Below are 25,335 nucleotides of genomic sequence, written 5' to 3' on the forward strand. Positions count from 1 at the left end.
GTGATGGGACGACGAGGAGTTTTGGGGCTTCTTGCCAGCGTCGCGGCGGCGCCGCTCTCGGGCTGCCTGAAGCCCCATGAGACGCTGCGCTATCGGTTGACGCTCGAGGTCAGGACACCCCAAGGCATGAAGACGGGCTCGTCGGTGCTCCAGAACGACGCTTGGGGGCCGTCAGTCATTCCGCTTCCAGGGGACATTGGCGGGTCCGGATATATCGGTGAGGCGCCTATGGTCGATCTGGGCGATGGCCGATTACTTTTTGCCTTGCTCTGCGGTCCGGATTGGCAGCGGGACATTTTCGGAATTGTTTCGGCAGTCCTTTCTTACCCCGAGCTGAAGCTGGGCGGCCCTGACGACGGCCTCATGCAACGGATGAAGAGGGCTAACGAGACCAAACCGTCCGCCAAGCTGGGACGTGGGCAGTATCCGATACTGGTCACCTTCACGGATATAAACGAGCCGAAGTCAGTCATCGAGGTCGCTTCCAACGATCTCGCAGCAAGTTTCGGCGCAGGTTACGAGCTCGCAGAAATAACGTTTCAAGTCGTCGATCAGCAAACGCCGCTGACAACGGGGATCAGGCAGCGCCTGAAGTGGCTTGGACCACATCCGGAGACGCGACTCGATCAGCAAGTCAAGACCCTTAACGACCGGTCGCTGGCCCGGACGTTGTTCAACGGCTGCTTTGTTTCAGGAAGCGCAAAATGACCCTTCCGATAACCAAACAGGATCTGTTCCTCGCAATCCTGGCGATGGATAGTTATCACCGCGGGTACGGCGAACAAGTCATTGCCGTCGGTCGCTCGGCAACCGAACTCGGCAACGCGACGATTAACACGATCGCTATTCCGGACGGGTCGATCGCCGCGGGATTCTATGCGAGTTCGTACGACGTTTCGCGAGTTTCGGCGATAACGGATCCGAACAAGACGGTCATTGCCTATCGCGGGACCGACTATGATGGGACGCAGGGCTACAACATCTTTCGTGACGTCTGGAATGGCTGGGCGGTCGGTGCCGGCCTGACAGGCGGGTTTGGCCTCGGCAGCCAGGCCGGCATGACAATTGCGTACTACGAGTCTGTCGTTCGCGCACTCGATGACAATCCCAACCGCACCATCTTCGACGTCGATGGAGCGAAGCCGATCGTCACTGGTCACTCCCTGGGAGGCGGGTTGGCGGGCTTTGCGGCCTATCTGTCAGGCTCGACTGGGGTCGGATTTGACCACATGCCGTTTGGCGTTGCCGCAATCGCAACGCTCGCCTACCAGGTTCTCAACGCCGTCCAGATATGGAACAACGATCCTGCGCACGCCGATGACCAGATATTGGCGACCGATGTCTTTACCTTAGACCTTCTCGACAAGCTCAAGATTCACCAACCGAGTTTCGACGTCTTCAAAGGCATTTCCACCGCGTACGAAATCAACGCGGGATTGCGCAACGGCATCATTGCCGGCGCCGTCGGCATCGGGCTTGGTGTTCTGGCCAACTTTCTGCTGGGAGGCCTACTTGGTCCATTGCCGGGCGCATTGCTGGCGGCACTCGGCGGCGTGATTGCCGGCGGGCAAGTGGCTGCCGAGGCGAACATCGATCAAACGGTGATGGACACCTACGGATGGACCAACCCCTTTCCGGACCAGCGGCATAGCCAGGCGCTCCTGACGATCCTGACATTTGCCGACTTGTCGAAGCAGACCAACTCATTCTACGCGAATTGGCAGAACGACCGGATCGCGAACACCGGCTTGTGGGCGCTATTTGATGGTGATCTTGCCAAGGCTGCGGGCGCCGACACCTCGGCCATCTCCGGACTGGCGCACGATCAGCAAAAATGGACGACGATTCTCCAGACGGCGATCGCCTATTCCGCTCTGGATGAAGGCACGGATGCCTCCAAGCCGTTTGGCGATACCGGCGTCAGCGCCTTGATCGATGACTGGTCGCAACTCGGATATGTGACGGTCAACCTAACCAACCACAATGCATTCTTTGACACGCCGATTCTGTTCACCAGCCTCTTAGAGGCGGTCTTCCCCAAGGACGTCACCTCGTTGATGACGCGAATGGTGGCGCAATATGCCGGTGCGCTTGCCATCAATGACGTCGAGGATTCCGAGGCCAAGCAAGTTCTCGGAAGCGACGGAGCGAAGGGCGGCATTATCGCCCTGTCCGACGACAACACGGCCCTGGCACTTGACCTTTCGAGCATCCTTTGGGGCAATGTCCTCAAGGCGGGTCGCGACACCGAGGGGCCCGATAGACTGGCCCCCGTCGACGAGGACAAGTTCCGCGCGGCATTCTTCGGGCAGTCCGCCGAGACGAACCCGTCGGTGATATCCCGGCTTATCACCGGGATTACCGGGTTTGCGGCCTCCAAGGTCGACGAGGAGGCGCTCAAGAAGCTTGCCGCCTTCTGGGAAGCATCGTCCGGATCGATCTTCGATCGTTATCACCTTGTCACGTCTGCAGCCGACGACGAAATCACGCTCAGCGAACGTACGTACAAGGACAAGATCCCCGAGACCAAGGGCGATCAGGTTCATGTCGATGTCTACATCGGCACGCAGGGCGATGACGAGGTGCACGGCACCTCCGGCAACGACCTGCTGATCCTCGGTGCCGGCAACGACGTGGTCTATTCCCGCGGCGGTCGGGACATGGTGCTTGGCGGCACTGGCAACGACGAATTCGTCGACGAGATCGGCGAGCAGCACAGCCCGCAGGACGATGGTAGCGACATCTATGTCGGCGATACCCTCGAGAAATCGATGGTGCAGGGCTTCCTGGACTATCTGCGCGGCCTCGTCGGAGCCGGTGACGTCGACAAGGTTCGCTACAGCGTCCAGGATCCCGTCACACATCAGCTCGCCGCTAAGGGCCTCCAGATCGTCTCCGGCGAGCTGGTCACCTACGGAACGAGCAAAGGCATCAAGCTGACTGTGCGCGACCTCAATACCGGTCGGGTCAGCAGCGATATCATGATCGATATCGACATCGTGGAATTGAGCGAGCGAGCCGACTTCGTCTCAATCAGCGATGACCTCAGCAAGCTGCCGGTGATTGTCGACCTCAGCGCTCCCAAGAGCGGGGTCCTGGGCGAGCAGGATTTCGACACCGTCTCGTTCGAGGCGCGGGCCAACGGCGTCATCACGATCAACGGTTCCGTCGCGGACAATTCCGGCGGCGCCGGCGGCATCGTCGATCTGACGAATTCGGTCGCCCTGAAGCTTCTGCGAGCGTTCTTCAAGCCGGAGGCCGAGCTGCATTTCCGCGGCGCGGAGAACGTCATCCTCACCAGCAAGGACGACGTCTATTTCGGCGGCAATCTGTCCAATCTCCTCGGCGTGCAGCAGGGCTTCTTCGGCACCGCCAATCACGACGGATTCGGCAAGATTTCCGGCGGCGACGGCAAGGACCTCATGGTCTACTACGGCGCCGGACACAAGGATGCCGGCGAGCTCATCGATCCCTCCAAGCCCGACGGACCGAGAGCGGCCGAGGAGCTGTCGCTCACGGTCGATGGCGGAGCAGGCAACGACGACATCCTGCTCGTCGGCGGCGACCGCGGCATCGCCGCCGGTGGCCTCGGCAAGGACTGGATCTACAACACCTCGAACGGCGGCATCATCTGGGGCGACGCTGTCGGCGGCTATTATGAAAAGCCGGTTTTCGACGAGGATGGCAATCCGGTGCTCAATCCGGACGGCAGCCAGAAGACCACGCCGACCCAGGTCGAAGACACGGCGGAGAATGCGGATAATTTCTGGTATTCAGCCAATACCGTCATCAAGGATGCGCAACACCACGACGTCCTCAAATTCTATGGGTTGACGCTCACGGGCGGCGACGCCGAAGGCGGCATCGCGGGTCTTGCCGCGTTCGGCGGACTTCTCGGCGCCACCATCGGCATGGCCAATTTCTACAATTCCCTGGACGAGAACGGCAAATACGATCCGGCGCGCTCGGTCTATTTCGACGATCTGTTCCCCTGGATGACCTACGTGTTCCGGCCCAACGCCAATGGCGGGCTGGATATGTATGTGACCAACCAGTTCGACCAGCTGTTCACGGCGGTGTTCGGCGGCACCTCGAGCGATGCCTACAAGGCGCAGCAGGCGCTGGACGCGCAGGGCATCCTGAAGGGCTGGATGAAGGTCGAGAATTTCGACCTGGTCGGCAGCTTCATCGGGCAGCACCAGGCCGAACTTGCCGGCGAAGGCGACCTCGGCATGGTGTTCAAGGCGGTCAATCCGCTGGCCGACCTCATGGAGCAGGTTCAGCCGCTGGTCGGCGTGATCGGCATGGCGCTGGCCGCGCAGTATGGCGGCATGGCGCTGGTCGACCAGGCCTTGACGCTGTCCGCGGCTGCGGCGCGGTTCGCGGAAGGCATGCGATGGTCCAACGACGCCGATCCGCTGGTGATCGACCTGGACGGCGATGGCATCGAGACGACCGAGCTTGCCACCGGGCAAGTCTATTTCGACATCGACAACGACCTGTTCGCCGAGCGCACCGGCTGGCTGAAGGGCGACGACGGCTTCCTGGTTCGCGACGTCAACGGCAATGGCGGGATCGACGACATCTCGGAGATGTTCGGAGGCGTCGGGCGGTCCGGCTTCGCCCAGCTTTCGCAGCTCGACTCCAATGGCGATGGCAAGATCACGGCCGCGGACGTGCTGTGGTCCGAGCTGAAGGTCTGGCAGGATTATGACCGCGACGGCATCACCGATACGGGCGAGCTGAAGACGCTCGATCAGCTCGGCATCATCAGCATCGATCTCGGCGCCACCGCGATCGATATCACCACGCCCAACGGCGCGCGGCTCACCGGCGTCGGCGACGTCACCTTCCAGACCGGCCCCGTCAGGCACATGTTCGACGCCATTCTGGCTTCGAACGACACCGACACCAGATATGCCGGCGAGGCCGGCCGGGCGGCCTGGCAGTCGAGCTCGACGCTCGACGTCAAGGGCTTTGGTCGGGTGACCAACCTCGCGGTGGCCGCCGCCAACGACATCGCGTTCGGCGAGCTCGTGACCTCCACGGCCGCGGCAATGGCGACGCCGAAGCTGCGTACGCTGGTGGCGCAGGTGGGCGAGGTGCTCGGCGCCTGGGGCGAGGCGCTCGAGCAGACGCGCGAGCTGACGCCCGTGCTGATCGGCACGGATGCCGCCGGCAAGACCGTGCTGCTCGACCGCGGCGTTTATGTCGAGGACGCCCAGGGCGGCTACTGGACGCTCGCCTCCGGCGCGCTGGTGCTCGACGCGCAGGGCCAGCCGATCGCGCGCGCCACCATGCAGGACGTGCTGGCGCAGGCGGCTGCCTCCGGCGCGAGCTGGCGCCTGGAGCAGACCTGGTCGCCGTCGGAACGCGACGCCGCGCTGACGGATCGCGACGCCGCGCCCTACCTGATGAGCGTCGTCAACGGGCGCGCCGTCATCTTGGATTACGGCATCAAGCAGGCCGACGGCAGCTGGAAGCTCGCCTCCGATGCCGCCACCAGCTACGCCAGCAAGGACGCCATCCTCGCGCTCGCCCATCCCACCGGCACGGAGTGGCGGACCGAGCAGCTTGGCTTCAACCCCTATGCCAATCTTCCCGTCGACAAGATCGGCGTGCGCTTCACCGACGGCATCGCCGTCGACTACACCGTTGAGGTCACCGACCAGGACGGCACCTTCTACGTCTGGGCGCGCAATCTCGACCGGGCGCTGCAGCTGGAATGGAAAACCGGCGATTCCCGCGAATTCAACCTGCGCAACTACGCGATCGACTTCGCGACGCTCGACGAGGTGAACTCGACCGACAATTCCACCTACCGCGTCGAGATGCTGACGCCGGCGCAGTTCCACTTCGCGACCTCGCTCGGCGGCATCGATTTCCACCCCGAAATGCTGACGGCGCAGCTCGACAACGCGACCGGGCACATCGCCTATGCGGTCGGCCCCGGCGGCAGCGCCAATTTGTCGACCGATCCGGCGCATTACGTCTCCGGCATCGCGACCATGATCGACATGCTGCAGCCGGTCATGACCGAGTACATCGCGACCTCGCGCCGCTATGCGGTGCGCATTGCGATGCAGGGCGGCCTGAAGGATTTCTTCCAGGGGGTCGCGTACGACGCCGCCTCCGACGGCTACAAGCCGACAACCAACCGCGAGCTCGCCCCGATGTTCGAGGCGATCTTCGCCGGCGCGCCGGCGAGCAACACGGACGATGCCGTGTTCGACTATCTCGCGCAGTGGAACGGCATCCTGGCGCAGGTCTATCCGGATTATCACCCCTCCGGCGAAGGCAATCTCGGCGGCTCCACGCTCGCGGTCAATCAGGCCTTCATCATGCAGATGATGCTGCCGGCCTTCGAGACCGTCGGCGTCGATCTCGATATCCGCGGCGTCGCGCATGCGCTCGGGATCAGCGACGAGCGCATCATCACCCACACGGCCGGCGACGTCATCGTCAACGGCACCGATGCGACCGACTATTTCTACATGACCGCGGGCAACCAGACCCTGCGCGGCGGCAAAGGCGCCGACTACTATTTCGTCGGACGCAACTCCGGCGACGACGTCATCGACGACAAGGATTTTGGCGACAGCGACGAGCTGCGTCTCACCGACGTGCTGTCGACCGACGTCAAGGCGATCCGCGACGGCGAAGATCTGATTCTCGAGATCCGCGGCCGCACCAACACCATCCGCCTGACCGACCAGTTCCTCGGCGAGAACAACGAGCTTTTGAGCAACGGCAAGCGGGCCGATTCCGGCGTCAGCGCCATCGTGTTCGCCGACGGCGTCGCCTGGGACCGCTTCCGCATGTCGATGGAGGTGCTCGACCGGGAGCGCGCCGCGGGCCAGTTCAACGATAGCCTGATGGGCTCGGGCTCGGCCGACATCCTCTGGGGCGGCAAGGGCAACGACTATATGAGCGGCGGCGCCGGCGGAGACATCTACGTCTTCCAGGCCGGCGACGGGCAGGACGTCATCGACGACCTCGGCAATTTCTCGTTCGGGCCGGTGAAGGCGGGCATCGACGTGCTCAGCCTCAAGGGCGGCATCAAGCTCGAGAATCTGAAGCTGATCCGCGACGGCGAAAGCCCCGATCTGCAGATCGTCTTCCTCGACGACAACGGCAATCCGACCGGTGACACGCTCGTCATCAAGGGCCAATTCGCCGGTATCAAGACCGGCCTCGGGCTGTTCTCCGACGTGCTCGGCTCAAGCGACGGGCTCGACTATGTCGCGCCGAACCTGATCGAGCGCTTCGTGTTCGACGACGGCTCCAGCCTCGACTTCACTGCGATCGTGCAGATGGTGCTGGAGAACGCCAAGACCGCGAACGACGACGCGATCTACGGCATGATCAATGCCAACACGCTCGACGGCGGCGCCGGCAACGACTTCCTGTCCGGCAAGGAGGGCGACGACACCTACATCTTCGGCCGCGGCTACGGCCGCGATGTCGTGCTCGACAACTCCATTCCCGGCCTGTTCGATCCGCCGCAGCACGACAAGCTGCAGTTCATCGACGAGATCCGCTGGACCGACCTCGACTTCCTGCGCGACGGCGCAACCGATACGCTGCGCATGCGCATCAAGGGCACCACCGACGAAATCGTGCTGCAGGATTTCCTCGCCACCGTTCCGATCCTCGGCTTCATCAACGTCATCGAGGACATCCAATTCGGCGACGGCACGGTCTGGACCGGATTCAAGCTGGCCCAGCACTATATCGACATCGCCAAGACCGCCGGCAACGACACGATCTACGGCTATGACGAGCTGTCCGATTCGATCGACGGCGGCGCCGGCGACGACCGGTTGGTCGGCTTCGGCGGCAACGACGTCTATTACGTCGCGGCCGGGGAGGGTAACGACACCATCCTCGACAGCTCGGGCAACGATCAGCTCGTGCTCTCCGGCATCGCCTCGACCGACGTCGATTTCTCCCGCACCGCGCTCGACCTCATCATCACCGTCCGCGCCACCGGCCAGCGCTTCGTGCTAGAGAACCAGTATGTGCGCGACGACGGCCAGACCAATGCGGTCGAGAGCCTGGTCTTCACCGACCGCACGGTGTCGTTCCTCGACGTCAATCCCGAGGATATCGATCTCGTCGGCACCAACGGCGACGAGACCATCACCGGCTCGAATTTCGCCGAAACGCTCGACGGCCGCGGCGGCAACGACACGCTGGTCGGCGGCGACGGCGGCGACACCTACAAGTTCGACGCCGGCTACGGTCAGGACGTCATCATCGATCGCCGCGTGCGCGCGAGCTGGTCGGACCGGCGCGGCGTGCACGTGCCGGTGGACGACGTCGTCGAGTTCGGCGGCGGCATCACCCGCGACAACGTCGTCTTCACCAAGGACGGCAACGACCTCCTGATCTCGATCACCGGCCGAACCGACACGCTGCGCATCCGCAACCAGTTCCGCGACGCCGAGGACGGCGTCGAGCTGTTCCGCTTCTTCGACGGTTCGACCATCAAGATCTCGGACGTCGAGCAGTTGCTCCAGATCGCCGGAGGCAACCGCGGCGACAACATCATCACGGGCCTGCTCGAACAGGAGAACGTGCTCGACGGGCGGCAGGGCGACGACACGCTCTACGGCGGCAACCGTGCCGACACCTATGCGTTCTCGGCCGGTTACGGCTTCGACCGCATCATCGAGCGGCCTGATACGGCGGGCATCGTCGATCGCGTGGTGTTCGGCGCCTCGGTGCGATCCGAGGACATCGTCGTCAGCCGCAACGGCAACGATCTCGTCATCGACCTGGGCAGCGGCCTCGACGTGCTGACCATCGTCGACGGCCTCTCTACCAGCCGTGTCGAGCAGTTCGAGTTCGCCGACGGGCGGATTCTGTCCATTGAAGCCATCATCGACCGCATGCTGACCGGCACCGCCGGCGACGACCATCTGATCGGCTTCGACAACCGCAACGACGTGCTGTCGGGCGCGGCGGGCCAGGACGCGCTCGAAGGCGGCTTCGGAAACGACACCTACAAGTTCGGCATCGGCGACGGCAGTGACAGCGTCTACGACGCCGGCGGTATCGACAAGGTCGTGTTCGGGGAAGGCATTACCTCCGACCTCGTCCATTTCAGCAACATCGACGGCGATCTGTTGATCTCGATCGGCAACGGCACCGACCGGCTCGCCATTTTGTCCGGCTATAACGCAAGGCCGGTCGAGAGCTTCGTCTTTGCCGACGGCACGACGCTGTCGATCGAGGACGTGCGCGGCCTCATCCGCGACGGGTTGTCGAACGCCAGCCAGGACCTCGTCGATCTCCGCGAGCTGCCGGCTGCCAGCACACTGCATCCCGGCGCCGGCCACGACCGCCTCATCCTTGCCCAGGATTCCCGCGTCATCATCGGCGCCTCGGAAGGCATCGACAGCGTCGAGATGCCATCAGGCGTGACCAGCGCGACCGTCGTGCTCGAGGCCTACGCCTCAACCGATGCCATGGTCAGGCTCGTCGCGACCGATTCGACCGACCTCATCGTGTCCTTCTCGTCGGGAAGCCAGCTGATCGTCCGGGGCGCGCTCGGTAATGGCAGCCTGCCGAACATCGAATTCGCCAACGGCGTGACCTGGAGCGGGGCTGCGCTGGTGCAAGCGGCGATCGCCGGGCAGTCGAGCGCGGGGAACGACATCATCGTCGGCAGCGGCCGCGCGGACGTCATCGCCGGCGGCGCGGGCGACGACCTGCTGAGCGGCGGGGCCGGCGACGACACCTACAATTTCACGCGCGGCGACGGCCGCGACGTCATCGACGACGCCTCCGGCAACGACACGCTCGCCATCACCGGCTATCGGCCCGACGAGCTGCGCGTCTCGCAGATCGACCCGGCGCGTAACGAGCTCGTGCTGTCCTTTGCCGATTCGACCGACCAGATCGTGCTGCGCTACGTCTGGGGCTGGAACGGCGTCGACGCGGTCCGCTTCAGCGACGGCACATCGTTCACGCTCGACCAGCTCCGCGACATGGCGGCCGATGTCGGCACCTGGCAGGACGACCGCATCGTCGGCTCCGCGCGCGGTGAGACGTTCAGCGGTGGCGCGGGCGATGACGTCATCATCGGCGGCGGCGGTGACGACGTCTACCGGTTCGGACGGGGCGACGGGCAGGATCGCATCGAGAGCAACGGTTCGGCCGACGGCAAGGGAACGCTCGTCTTCGGCGCCGGCATTGCCTTGGAGGATATCGTCGCGACGCGGGATGCCGACGGCAACATCGTGCTGTCGATCAACGGGACCGACGACCGCGTCACGCTGGTCGATCCCGCCAGCGACGTCGATCCCGTCATCGCGAAGGTGCTCTTCGCCGATGGCCGCAGCCTCAGCTACCGAACCCTTGCCGCCGCGATCGCATCGACCGACGGCGACGACCATATCATCGTTCCCTCCGATCTCGCCAATCCCGACATCGGCACGGCGATCTCCGGCGGTCTCGGCAACGACCATATCGAAGGCGGACGAGGTGCCGACGTCGTCACCGGCGGCAAGGGCGACGATCTGCTGGAAGGCGGCAGCGGCGCCGACCTCTATTATTTCGGGCGCGGCGACGGGCAGGACACGATTGCCGATGTCGAGATCACCGATGCGTCCAAGGTCGACAAGGTCCATTTCGCGGCCGGCATCCTGCCGAGCGATATCCGCTTCCTCTCGGTCGGGCCGAACGACCTCGTGATCGGCCTCGTCGGCAGCGACGACCGGTTGACGCTCAAGGACATGTTCCGCGCCGGCAACAGCGCGACCGATTACGGGATCGAGCAGTTCGAGTTTGCCGACGGCACGGTGTGGCAGCTCGCCGACATCATCTCGCACGCGGCGGCGTCGACCGGCGCGGGCGCCGATTCCATCGATTTCGGTCCGCAGCTCGACGTCGCGGTCACCCTCGACGGCGGCGCGGGCGACGACGTGCTCGCCGGCGGCGTCGGCGACACCACTTATGTCTTCGGCCGCGGCTATGGCCGCGACACCATCCGCGAGGCCGCCAACGCAGCAACCTCCAGCGACACGCTGCGCCTGAACAGCGGGATCGTGCCGAGCGATGTCGTCGTCGTCAGGGACGGCAACGATATCGTGCTGCGCTTTGTCGGCAGTGACGACCGGTTGACGATCGTCGGCCAGGCCAATGCGACCTCGCCGCCCATCGATGTCGTGCGGTTCAACGACGGCACGCAATGGAGCGCGGCGACGCTGCTGTCGCGCGCGCTCACGCCCGATGCGGCCGAGCACGTGCTGCATCCCAGCAATTCGTCGTCCGATCCGTTCGCCGACGCGGTCTTCGCAGGCGCAGGGTCGGGCCCCGGCGGCGGAGGATCGCAGGGATCCTCGACCATCGGCCTTGCCCGTTACGACGCCGTCTCGCGGCCGGTCACCGGCCTTGCCGTAGTCGGTTCGGCGACGGACCTCGGCAGCGGCACTTATCAATTGACGCCGGAGGCCGGCAGCAGGGTCGGCGCCGTCTGGGGCAGCATCGACCTCGCGCAGAACGTGGTCTGGACCACGAAGATGTTCTTCGGCGCCAACGAGGGCGGTGCCGACGGCCTCTCCTTCGCCGTTCAGAACAAGAGCGCAGCCGAACTGACAGGGTCGGGCGGCGGCGGAATGGGCACGCTGGTTTCCGGCTCGTTCGGCATCATCTTCGACACCTGGGGGCAGGCGACCGATTTCAGCCAGTTCGTGGTCAACGGCCAGGCCGGCGACGACAATTTCGATCCCCGGCACGACTTCAGCCAGCTCGAGGATGCGGCCTGGCACGATGTCGTCATCAGCTGGGATGCGGCGAGCAAGACCTTCAGCTACAGCGTCGATGGCACGCTGATCGGACGCAAGACGTATGATGTCGTCGGCAGCCTGTTCGGGGGCGATTCCGACGTCTGGTACGGCTTCGGTGCGGCGACAGGCGGTGCCACCAACGATCAGCGGGTCCAGATCCTCTCGGTCACCACGCTGCAAGGGGCCGGCGTCGACCCGTCGACGGTCGGGACCATCGAGCAGATCGGCTCGGGCCTGTTCGCGCGCGAACTCGCCGGTGCAGCCGCGCAGAACAGATACGATGTGTTCGTGCCGCTGTCGCGTTGGGGCGATCGTGTCGACGTCGTCACCAACTTTAGGAGCGGTGATGCCGGCGACAGTCTCAATATCGCCATTGCGGAGGGATTGTCCGGAACGCTGCTGGCGCGCGCCGCCGGCTCCGACACGCTGATTTATTTCGCGGAGCAGGGCACGCAGAGCTTTGCTGACGCGAGGCTGCTGTTGCAACTGGACAATGTCTCGCCGACGAGCCTCACCAGCGTCAACTTCGCCGGTGCCGCGTTCACCGTGGTTGCCAACCAGACGTTGACCGCCACCGGTGCGCCCCCCGTTCAAGGCGGTTGGGGCGACGACACGATCAACGGCGACAATTCGGCCAACACGCTGTCCGGCGGGGCCGGCAACGACACGATCGCGGATGCCCGTGACGGCAACGACACCCTGACCGGCGGGACCGGCAACGACTGGCTGCGCGGCGGCGGCGGCAATGACACCTATGTGTTCAACCGCGGGGATGGCCAGGACACCATCAGCGATTGGAATTACGGGACCGACACCATCCAGTTCGGCGCCGGCATCACGGCCGCGGACGTCGTTGTCACGCAAGGCAACAGCGGACAGGATCTCATCGTCACCATCGTGGGGACGGACGACAGGATCACGATCGAGCGCGGGCTCAGCGCCGACTACAATCGAATCGAACAACTGCGGTTCAGTGACGGCAGCACGCTCAGCTACACGCAGATGGTCGATCGGTCGCTGACGCCGACGACCGGCAACGACACGTTTGCCGGAGACCAGTTCGCCAACACGATCTCGGGCGGGGTCGGCAACGACACGATCTCGGATGCCCGTGAAGGCGACGACACCCTGATCGGCGGTACCGGCAACGATTGGCTGCGCGGCGGCAGCGGCAACGACACCTACGTCTTCAACCGGGGCGACGGTCAGGACACCATCAGCGACTGGAATTACGGCAATGACACCATTCAGCTCGGCGCCGGCATCACGGCTGCCGATCTGGTTGTAACGCAAGGCAATAGCGGCCAGGACCTCGTCATCGCCATCGCGGGAACCGAAGACAAGATCACGATCCAGCGCGGTATCGACACCGATTGGAGCCGGATCGAGCTGCTGCGCTTCAGCGACGGCGCCACGCTCAGCTATGCGCAGCTGCTCGACCGCTCGCTGACACCGACCAGCGGCGACGACATTTTTGCCGGGGACCAGTTCGCCAATACGATCTCGGGGGGTGCCGGCAACGACACGATCCTCGACGGCCGCGACGGCGACGACATCCTGATCGGCGGCACCGGTAACGACTGGATGCGGGGCGGCAACGGCAACGACACCTATGTGTTCAACCGCGGCGACGGCCAGGACGTCATCAGCGACTGGAGCTACGGCAACGACACGATTCTGTTCGGGGCAGGGATCTCCGCAGCTGACCTCTCGTTGACGCGCGCCAGCAATGGTCAGGATCTGATCATCGCCATCGTGGGTACCGAGGACAGGATCACCGTCCAGCGAGATATCGATACCGACTGGAGCCGGATCGAACTCTTGCGCTTCGCCGACGGCAGCACGCTCAACTACACCGACATGCTCGCTCTGGCTGATGCCAACGATCGCAGCGGATTGACCCAGATCGGGGCGGTGCTCGGCAACGGCATCGTCGGGACCGACGCCGCCGAATTCCTCAATGCGTCAGCCTATGCGACCGGCGCCATATTGGATGGTCGTGGCGGCTATGATCAGCTGACGGGCAGCGCCTATAGCGACGTGCTGACCGGCGGCGCCGGCAACGACGTGCTGACGGGTGGTGCTGGCGCGGACACCTACCGGTTCTCGGCGGGCTTCGGCCAGGACACGATCGACGAATCGACCTCGAACGGCAGCAACAACGTCATCGTGTTCGATTCCTCGCTCTCGATCGATGATTTCGTGCTGGAAGCCTATGTCTCGACCGACGGCAACGGCAACTCCGATTTCGGTCAGGCCCGGCTGCGCTTCAACGGCAGCGACGACCGGATCACGATCGCCGATCTCGATACGATCCAGCAGATCCGTTTCGCCGACGGCACCGTGCTCGACAGGCAGCAGATGCTGGCCCGCGCGGTCAGCCTCTCCAGCAACGACCGCTCCTTCTCCCCGTCGGACATGCCGATTCCGAATCCCCTGATCGGATCGGCAAAGGACGACTTGATCGAAGGCCGTGGCACCGACGACAACCTGCTCGGCGGCGACGGCAACGATCGCATCTACGGTGGCGACGGCGCCGACATCCTGACCGGCGGCGTCGGCAACGACCTCCTGTCCGGTGACGCGGGTGCCGACGTCTATCGGTTCTCGGCCGGCTTCGGCCACGACAGGATCTCCACGGGCGACATCGGGCTCGACTGGATCGAATTCGATTCCAGTCTTACACCAGCCGACATCGAGGTGCTGCGCCCCTATGATGTGTACGAGGGCGGTGGCCTTACCGACGACCTGCTCGTGCACGTCAAAGGTACCGGAGACATCATCGAAGTTCGCTACACGCTGGCGCCGGATCCTTACCAGAGCATTGCCGGCATCCGCTTCGCAGACGGAACGACGTGGACGCTGGACGACATCGTCAACGCCGCGGTGGGGACGCCGGGCATCAACGTACAGGGCGCGATCTCGGACGACACGCTGGTCGGCACGACTTACACCGATTCCCTCAATGGAGGCGGCGGCAACGATACGCTGATCGGGGGGGCGGGCGACGACGATCTTTGGGCCGCGGAAGGCGACGACATCCTCGATGGCGGCGCAGGCCGAGATTCCCTGATCGGTGATGCCGGCTCGGACACTTACCGCTTCTCCAGCGGTTTCGGCAACGATTACGTCAGTGATTTCCGCGAGGCAGGCTCGACCAACGCGATCGTTTTCGATCAGACCATCTCGGTCTCCGACATTGCGGTCTATTTCTCGCAGACCGGCGACCTGATCCTGAGATCGGTCAATTCGGACGATTCCATTACGATCGGCAGCGCCTATGCCGATGAAACCACCGGTGTCGATGAAGTCCGTTTCGACGACGGGACGATCTGGAACCGCGATCAACTCGTTGCCGCCGCCGTGGCGCTGCCGGGCAGCGTGGTCCTGGGCGACGCGACCGATCAGACGCTGAACGGTACCGCTTTCGACGACGGCATCTTTGGCGATGCTGGGAACGAAACCATCATCGGCGGCGCCGGCAACGATATTCTCCAGGGTGGTGACGGCAACGACATCCTGATCGGCGGAGCGGGCCACGACGAGCTGGACGGCGGCTACGGCAACGACATCTATCGCTTCTCGGCCGGATTCGGCTCGGACACGGTTTACGTCACGCCGTACTATGCAGACGACACCGACGTCATCGAGTTCGACGCGACGATTGCCGCGGCGAATGTCCATCTCACTTTCGAAGGAGACGGTTACCCGCCGAGCATGTTGCTGACGATCGACGGCAGCACCGACCGGATCATGCTGAACGGTCTCCATGCGACCTCCGAGATCCATTTCGCGGACGGCACGATCTGGGCATATGACGACATGGCCGCGCTCGCCGCGCCGTGGCTGGGCGTCAATCTGCAGGGCGACCAGGGCACCGACGTTCTCGGAACCAGCGGCTGGGACAAGCTCGAGGCCAATTACGGCGTTGCGTCCACGCTCAAGGGCTTTGCCGGCGACGACGTCCTCAACGGATCCACCGGCGACGACATCCTCGAAGGCGGTGCCGGCGATGACGAGATGCAGGGCAACCAGGGATCCGACACCTACCGCTTCGCGGCGGGCTTCGGCCAGGATCAGATCTACGAATGGGGATCCGACGTCAACCACATCGTCTTCGATTCCTCGATCTCCTCCAGCAATATCATCATCGAGCACGAGGCCGGCTATAACGGCGACATCACCTATGCCGACGTGATCCTGCGCGTTGCGGGGACCGAAAACCGTATCATTTGGGGCGGCGGCTTCGGCTCCGCCGACTTCGACATCGCGTTCGCCGACGGCACGGTCTGGAATGCCAACGACATCAGGGCGCGCTGGAACCTGATTGAGCATCCCTATCAAGGCGGCATTCCGATGGTCGGAGGCGCCACCAACGACACCATGTACGGCTCGGTCGACGCCGACGTCATGGAAGGCGGCGGCGGCAACGACAGCCTCAACAGCTACGGCGGTAGCGATATCCTGGTCGGAGGGACCGGGTCCGATCAGCTGTTTGGCGGTATCGGCAGCGATACCTACCGCTTCTCTGCCGGTTTCGGCGAGGACTGGATCTACGATTCCGTCAACGGCGCGGACGTCAACGTCATCGAGTTCGACGCGACGATCGACCCGGCGCAGATCAACGTCCTCACGGACGCCTCCAATCTCTCGGGCAATTACTATCTGTCGATTGCCGGCAGCGAGGATCGCGTCTGGGTCTCGCGTAACGCCCACGATGCCGTGATCTCTCAGGTCCGTTTTGCCAACGGCACGGTGTGGACCGCCGCCGACATCGAGGCGCGCCTGACCTATTCGAACCGGTCCACGATCACGAGCTCGGCCTCCGGCGCACAGATGGTCGGTACCGCCGGCAGCGACAACCTGACCGGCACGGCCGGCGCGGACGACATCAACGGCGGCGGATCGGTCCAATGGCACCCGGTCGGCGCCAATCTGCTCGTCAACGGCAGCTTCGAGCAACTCGCCGCGGATGCCAGCCCGCAAAGCTGGGGTTATTCGGCAACGACGTTGCCAGGCTGGACCCGGATCAACAGCACGCAGCCGGGGACGACGCTGGGCATCGAGCAGATGACGTCCGGCTTCAACGGCGTCGCCGCAACCAACGGCACTTACTGGCTTGATCTCGACGGGACGGGCTCCGGCGGCACCAACGTTCAGATCGCGCAGGACGTCACCGGTCTCACCGAGGGCGAGACGCTCCTGGTGCAGTTCGACCACGCCAACCGCACCTGGGACTGGAACGGCTCGTTCGACGTGCTGTGGAACGGCACGGTGGTCGCGAGCTTCAACAATACCGGCACGGCGATGGTGCGCTCGAGCGTGCTGGTCACGGCAGCCGCAGGCACCAACCAGCTCAGCTTCCGCGGCACCGGCAACCAGGACGGCGTCGGCGCCTCCCTCGACAATGTGAGCCTCACGCGGACGCAGGCGGTCGCGAGCTCTGCGATCGGCAACGACGTGCTGTCCGGCCTCGACGGCGACGATCTCATCCGCGGCGGTGCCGGCGACGATGTGATCTCCGGAGGCAACGGCAACGACACGCTCAACGGCAATGGCGGCAACGACACCATCAACGGCGATGCCGGCAACGACATCCTGATCGGCGGCAAGGGTAACGACAATCTGGTCGACGGCCAGGGCAACGACGTCTACCGCTTCGCGGCCGGCGATGGTCAGGACACCATCACCGACGCGAACGGAACCGACCGGATCGAGTTCGGCGCGGGCATCAGCCCGGCCGACGTCAATGTCGCGCTGGTCGGCAACTCCTCGACGCTCGTCGTCACGTTCCGCAACAGCGACGACCGCATCACTATCAACAACGGCTCGGCCAACGACGGCAGGGCCATCGAGACATTCACCTTTGCCGACGGCACCGTGTGGACCTTCACCGACATCGTCGCGCGCTGGAAGACGCCGACTGCGGGTGCCGACATCATTCTCGGCACCACGAACGGCGAGATCCTTGCGGGCGGGGCGGGCAACGACAGCCTGATCGCCTTCGGCGCGGCCACGCTGCTCGGCGAAGGCGGCGATGACACCCTGACCGGCGCGAATGGGGCCGATATCCTGGTCGGCGGCACCGGCAACGACACGCTGAACGGTGGACAAGGCGACGACGTCTACCGCTGGGGCCGCGGCGACGGCAGCGACACGCTCACCGACACCGGCGGCACCGACCGCGTCGAGATCGGCGCCGGCGTCGCGCCCGGCGACATCAAGGTCACCTCGCCGGACGGGCGCAGCTTCGTCCTGCGAATTCGCGACACCGGCGAAGAGCTCAAGCTCACCGATGTGATCGCGAATACGAGCAACGTGATCGAGAGCATTGCCTTTGCGGACGGCACCGTCTGGACGATGAACGATCTGAGGGATCAGTCGTATATCGGAGAGGACGCCGCCGACGCCATGACCGGCACCAGCGACGCGAACCGCCTCGACGGGCGCGGCGGCAACGACAATCTCTCCGGCCTCGGCGGCAACGATTTGCTGCTCGGGGGCGCCGGCGACGACACGCTCAATGGCGGGACGGGAGACGATCATCTGGTCGGCGGCCTCGGCAACGATGCGCTGTCGGGCGGCGCCGGTGCCGATACCTATGTGTTCGCGGCCGGTGACGGCAACGACACGATCACCGACGGCGGCGACGCCACGAACGACACGTTGCGGATCGAAGGCTATGGCCTGTCGCAGATCCGCTTCGGCGCGGTCGGCCAGGACCTGGTCATCCGCTTCGCCGGAAGCGCCGATCGCATCATCGTCCGCAACGGCCTCGGCAGCGGTGTCAGCGATCTCGTCGATGCCTTCGAGATTGCGGCCGACGGCGTCACGCTATCGTTGGCTGACGTGCGTGCCCGTCTGGTCGAGGATGTCTCTGTCACCGGTGAGTTCCTGGCCGGGAGTGCCGCCGATGACGTGCTCACCGGCGGAACCGGTGACGACTATCTGAACGGCGGCGAGGGGGCCGACATCCTGTCGGGCGGTGCCGGCAACGATCAGTTCGGCGATATCTCAGCCGATGGTTCCGTCGACACGCTGACCGGTGGCGCCGGTCGCGACACCTATTACTACCTGCCGGTCCGGCAGGGCGCGGCGCCCATCGTCGCCGACGTCATCACCGACTTCCAGGCGGGCGCCGGCGGCGACGTCATTCGTCTGATGACCAGCAATCCCAACCCGTTCGAAGGCGGCAGCATATTCCTGGCGCAATCGGGCAGCGATGCGGTCGTCATGATGCGGGCCAATTCGGGACCCGACCAGGAACTGGTGCGCCTGCTCGGCGTCGACGCCACGACGCTGACCTCAGCCAATTTCGACGGCGTTCCGATCGCGATCGACAATTCGATCAGCATCAATGACGACGATACCGGCCATGCCCTCAACGGCAGCGCGCTCGACGACCGCATTTTCGGCAATGGCGGCAACGACGTCATCAGCGGCTTCGGCGGCAATGACCGGCTGGCCGGCGGTGGCGACAATGATGTGATCGACGGCGGCCTCGGCAACGACCTGATTGCGGGCCAGGAAGGCAACGACCAGATCATCGGCGGTGGCGGCAGCGACATCATGTCCGGCGGCTCCGGCGATGACGTCATCACCGGCTATGGCGACGGCAGCTTTGCGACCGACACCGACGTGTTCGAGGGCGGCCAGGGCGACGATCAGTTGTTCGGCGGCACCGGCACGGACGTCTACCGCTTCGCGCGCGGCGACGGCCGCGACACCATCTCCGATCTCGGCGGTAGCGATCGCCTGGAATTCGCCGCGGGAATCGCGGCCGCGGACGTCAGCGTCGTGCAGATCGGCCGCGACGTCGAGCTGCACGTCAACAACGAGGGTGGCCGGATTCGCGTGACCGGCGCGCTCGACGGCGCCAGCGCCATCGAGACGATCGCCTTTGCCGACGGCACCAATTGGACCTGGAACGACGTGCTGACGCGATCCCTGCAGGGGTCGAGCGCCGACGACGTGCTCGCGGTTCCCGCGAGCTTCCAGGGCAACTCCGTCACGCTCGACGGCAAGGCGGGGAATGACACCCTGCAAGGCAGCGCGGGCGCCGATACGCTGATCGGCGGCACCGGCAACGACGTGCTGCAGGGAGCGGGCGGCGACGACACCTATGTGTTCGCCCGCGGCGACGGTCAGGACGTCATTCTCGATAGCTCGGGCACCAACACGCTGAGCTTCGCGGCCGGGATCCTGGCAAGCGATATCCGCGTCGTACGAGGGCCTATCAATCTGGTGCTCGAAATCATCGGCACCGGCGACCGCGTCGATCTCGGCTCTGCGGCGACGCCGGACATGGGCGTCTCGCGCGTCACCTTCGCCGACGGCACGGTTTGGACCGCATCGACCCTGATCGCACTCGCCCGCGCTGCGACCGATGGCGACGATGTCATTCGCGGCGACGATCTCGACAACACGCTGGCCGGCGGCGCCGGCGACGACCTGCTGATCGGCAATGGCGGGGCTGATGATCTCGACGGCGGCACCGGGAACGATCGCCTCGAAGGCGGCGCCGGTGACGACACCTATCGTTTCGCGGCCCATGGCGGCCACGACCGCATAGCCGACACGGCCGGCAACGACACATTGCTGCTGGCGGCGGATATCGTCCCCGACGACGTCACGGTGTCGCAGAGCGAGGACGGGGCTGATTTCACGCTGATCGTCAAGTCGACCGGCGCACGCATCACCATCGAAGGCGCGCTCGGCGCAGGCGGCATCGAAACGATCCGCTTTGCCGACGGCACGGTGTGGGGCACCTCCGATCTGATCGTGCGTGCGCCGAGCTTTGCCGACGACGTCTTGACCGGCGATGCCGGCAACAACGTCATGGTCGGCGGTCTCGGTAACGACCATCTGTCCGGCGGTGCCGGCAACGACACCTACCGCTTCGCCCGCGGCGATGGGAGCGACGTCATCAACGACAAGGCCTCGTCCGCGGCCGATCGCCTCGAGATCAGCGGCTACACCGCAGCGGAGGTCAGCTTCCACCGCATCGCCGCCGACAGCGACGATGTCGCGATCCGCTTTGCCGGGACGACCGACCAGATCGTCATCGTCGATGCGCTCGCCGCCAATTCCGCCGGGGTCGAGACCATCGCGCTCGCGGACGGCACGCAGTACACCGTCGCCGACATGAAGCTCGCGATCCTCGCCAGCCTCACCACCGACGGCAACGACATCATCATCGGCACCGACGGCGCCGATACGCTGATGGGCGGCAAGGGCAACGACCTCGTCGACGGCGGCTATGGCAACGACACCTATCTCTATCGCCGCGGCGACGGCGACGACCGCATCAACGCGGTCGGCAAGGGCACCGACGTCCTGAGCCTCGCCGACTACAACGTCGCCGACGTCGTCTCCGCCGTGCGCGCCGGTCCCGATAGCAACGATCTCGTGCTCTCCTTCGCAGGAGCGGGCGATCGCGTGGTGCTGACCGACGCCCTCAGTCCGTCCAACAATCCGTCGTTCGGCCTGTCGGTGCGGTTCGCCGACGGCACGGTCTGGAATCGCGACGCGATGCGCGCCCGCGCGCTGTCGGATATCGACGGCAGCGGCAATGACAACGTCTACGGCTTCGACGGCAACGACACCTTCGCCGCGCGGGCCGGCAACGATTTGCTCTCGGGCGCTGCCGGCGACGATCTCTATCTGTTCGGGCGTGGGGCCGGCAACGACACGGTCGTCGATTCCGGAACGAACGGCACCGACCGGATCGAGATTGCGGATTTCACCTCGTCCGAAGCCCATGTCGAGCAGCTCTATCGCGGCTCGGACGCCGTCGTCATCCGCTTCACCGGCAACAGCGCCGACAGCCTGACCGTGTTCGATGCGCTCTCGACCGATGCCAAGGGCATCGAGAGCTACGTCTTCGCCGACGGCGTGGTCTGGACCAAGGAGACCTTGCGCGAGCTGCTGGGCAACCGTGCCCCGACCGCTCTGGGCGACGGCTTCTTCTCGGTCACGACAGGCGTCGAGCTCGTCATCAAGGCGACCGACCTGCTCCGCAACGATTTCGACGCGGACGGCGATGCACTGACGATCATCGGCGTCGACGCTGGCACCTCCGGCGTTGCCACGATTGATGCCCAGGGCAACATCCACTACACCGCGACCAACGGCTATTACGGCTCCGCCTCGATCAGCTACACGATTTCCGACGGCCACAACGGCTTTGCCACGGCTTCGGTCGATCTCAAGGTACGCCCGGTCGCAACCGCCTATCCGGATACGGGCTTCACCGTCGCCGAGGATGGCTCGCTGGTGATCCGCGTCGAGCGGCTCCTGGCCAACGACCTCGACGGCGACCGCATGATCGTCGGCCAGGTCTATCAGGCCGTCAACGGGACGGTCGCGCTGGCGAGCGATGGCAACATCACCTTCACGCCCAACGCCGATTTCAACGGCACCGCCGAGTTCAGCTATGTCGCGAACACGCCCGAAGGCGGCCGGGCCGAGGCCAGGGTGACGATCCAGGTCACCGCGGTGAACGATGCGCCGGTGGCGCATGACGAAACGGTCAATGCGACGCCCGAAAGCACTGCCTTCACGCTCGATCCGAGCGCGCTGACCGCCAACGACAGCGACATCGATCACGACGGGCTCTCGGTGCAGTCGGTGATCTCCAACGCTGATGTCACTGTGACGATCGGCGACGATGGTCTGATCCACGTGACCCCGCGCGCCTATTTCTGGGGCAACGCCCACTTCGACTATGTCGTCGCGGATCCCAGCGGTGCGACCTCGACGGGCCGGGTCAACTTCACCGTCACCCCCGTCAACGATCCGCCGGAGCTGCACGACGACCGGTTCGAGACCACCGACAACGGGGATCCGATCCGGGAGGACAACCCGATCGTGATCGGCGCCGACCGGCTGCTTGCCAACGACATCGAGCACGACGGCGAGACCATGACGCTCACCGCCGTCCGCAACAGCCATGGCGGCAACGCCGTGCTGCTCGAGAACAACACCGTCCTGTTCACGCCGACGCCCAATTTCAACGGCGATGCCTGGTTCGAATACCAGGTCGACGACGGTCACGGCGGGATCGCCTGGGCTCGCGCGACGCTGGCCTATCAGCCGGTCAACGACCTGCCCGACGCCGGTAACGACAGCTATACCGACCAGAGCCTGCCGATCCTGCGCGGCACGGAAGACCATTCGATCGAGATCCCGATCATCGAGTTGCTCAAGAACGACAGCGATATCGAAGGTTTCGCGGTGCAGTTCGAGAGCGCCGGCAACGCGGTGCATGGCGACATCGAGGTCACCGACCACGGCACGATTATCTTCACGCCGGATGCGGATTTCTGGGGCGAGGCATCGTTCAGCTATCTCGTCCGCGACAACGAAGGCGCGGTCGACGGCGCTACCGTCACGATGTGGTTCGAGAATGTCGGTGACGCGCCGCCGGTCGCGCAGCGCGACGTCATTTATGTCAACGAGGATATCCCGACCGTCATTCCGATTTCGGCACTGCTCGCCAACGACACGGACGTGGACCGCGATCCGCTCCGCTTCCTGGGCTGGCGGCTGTCGACGACGCTGGATGCGCTGGTGTTCGGTGGCGATGCCGGCCAGAAGCTGAACGGCACCATCGAGTTCGACGCCGACGGCAATCTGGTGTTCACGCCGAACCGGGACGCGAGCCAGAGCTCCGGCTTCGTCTACGGGGTAACCGACGACGCCGACGGCTCGGCGGAAGGCTATGTCGACATCATCATCGTCCCGACCAATGACGATCCGACCGTCGGCCAGGACGAGGGCTTCGTCACGCCGCTCGACGCACCGCTGGTGCTGCGCGTCACCGATCTCCTGAAGAACGACTACGACATCGAGCAGGCCGATCACGACGGCGACGGTGTGATCGACGACGATCTCGACAACCCGAACCGCGCCCGCCCGACCTTCGTCGGTGTCGACGGCGTCTACGACGCGGATGCGCTCGCGCTCGGCCAGCGCGTGCCGCGCGGCACCGCGGAGGTGGTCGACTGGAATGGCGAGAAGTTCATCGTCGTGCACTTCGCGGCCGGCTTCACCGGCCAGGTCGCGGTCGAGTACCGCATCGCCGACACCGATGGCGCGACCGATACCGGCTTTGCGATGGCGTCGGTGGCCGACAGCTATAACGGCCTGCTGCGCGGGACGGCGAAGGCCGACTACCTCGTCGGCACCGAGGGCGCGGACCTGATCCAGGCGCTCGGCGGCAACGACTTCGTGTTGGGCGGCGGCGGCAACGACCGGATCGAGGCCGGCAGCGGCGACGATCAGATCGATGCAGGGGCCGGCGACGACTGGATCGACGCCGGCGACGGCGCCGACCGCATCACGGGCGGCGACGGCTACGACACCGTCAGCTTCGAGAACTCCGACTTCCTGGTGCGCGCCGACCTCGAGTCGCGCGTCGGCCAGGGCGGCTATGCCCAAGGCGACGTCTATATCGGCGTCGAGGCGCTGATCGGCTCGCAATATGCCGATCAGCTCGGCGGCGATGCCGGCGACAACCGCCTCGAAGGCCGCGATGGCAACGATATCCTGGAGGGACGCGGCGGCAACGACACGCTGCTCGGCGGTGCGGGCGACGACATCCTGACCGGTGGGGCAGGGGCCGATATGCTCGACGGTGGCCTCGGCAACAACACGGCCGACTACAGTTTCGGCGCGACCGGCGTGTCGATCTCGCTGGCGTCAGGCACTGCCCATGGCGGCGATGCCGAGGGCGACGTCCTCACCAACATCCAGAACCTCACCGGCACCGATGCCGACGATACGCTGGAAGGCGATTTGCTCGCCAACATCCTGTCGGGCGGTCGCGGCGACGACATTCTGATCGGCAATGCCGGCGACGACACTCTGATCGGCGGCCGCGGTGCGGACCAGCTGATCGGCGGCGACGGTATCGACACGGCCGACTACACGCTGTCGACGGAAGGGGTCATCGTCGACATGGCCAACGGCGCGGCCGGCGGCGGCGATGCGCTCGGCGATACTTTCTCCGGGATCGAGATCGTCCAGGGCTCGTATCAGGACGACACCATCCGTGGTGACGGCGGCGACAACCGCATCCGCGGCGGCCGCGGTGCCGACATCATCGACGGACGCGGCGGCTTCGATATCGCCGATTACAGCCGCGCCGACGAAGGGGTCACCGTCAATCTGGCGACCGGACTCGGTACTGCAGGCGAAGCGGCCGGCGACCAGCTCACCTCGATCGAGATGCTGGTCGGCTCGCTCTGGAACGACCAGTTCACCGGCAGCGCAGGCGACGACTGGTTCCAGGGGCTGCGCGGCGACGATGCCATCGCCGGCGGGGCCGGCTCGGATACCTATGTGTTCGGCTTCGACGACGGCCAGGACGTCATCACCGAGCAGGGTACCGAGACCGACACCGACCGCCTGGTGCTGTCGTCTGCGATCGCGCCGAAGGACGTCTCCGTCATCCGCGAGGGCAACGACCTCCTGCTCGAATTCGAGCGGCAGGACGGCTTCCTGATCGACACCGTGCGCGTGACCGACCACTTCCTCG

2 protein-coding genes (1 of these 2 only partly in view) are annotated in these 25,335 nt (G+C 65.0%); both read left to right on the forward strand.

Features of this window, described 5'->3' with window-relative positions; translation table 11 throughout:
* Positions 1–708, forward strand: a complete 708-nt coding sequence (locus Q0743_RS26320; RefSeq protein WP_298244393.1) for a hypothetical protein — start codon at positions 1–3, stop codon at positions 706–708.
* Positions 705–25,335 carry the 5' portion of a tandem-95 repeat protein gene (locus tag Q0743_RS26325; protein WP_298244394.1) on the forward strand. It continues 9,449 nt past the right edge of the window, so only the first 24,631 of its 34,080 coding nucleotides appear in the window; it begins with the start codon at positions 705–707; its stop codon lies beyond the right edge, outside the window. Before Q0743_RS26320 ends, Q0743_RS26325 begins: the two co-directional genes overlap by 4 nt.

It is taken from the genome of uncultured Bradyrhizobium sp. (assembly GCF_936943645.1).
Classification (GTDB): domain Bacteria; phylum Pseudomonadota; class Alphaproteobacteria; order Rhizobiales; family Xanthobacteraceae; genus Bradyrhizobium.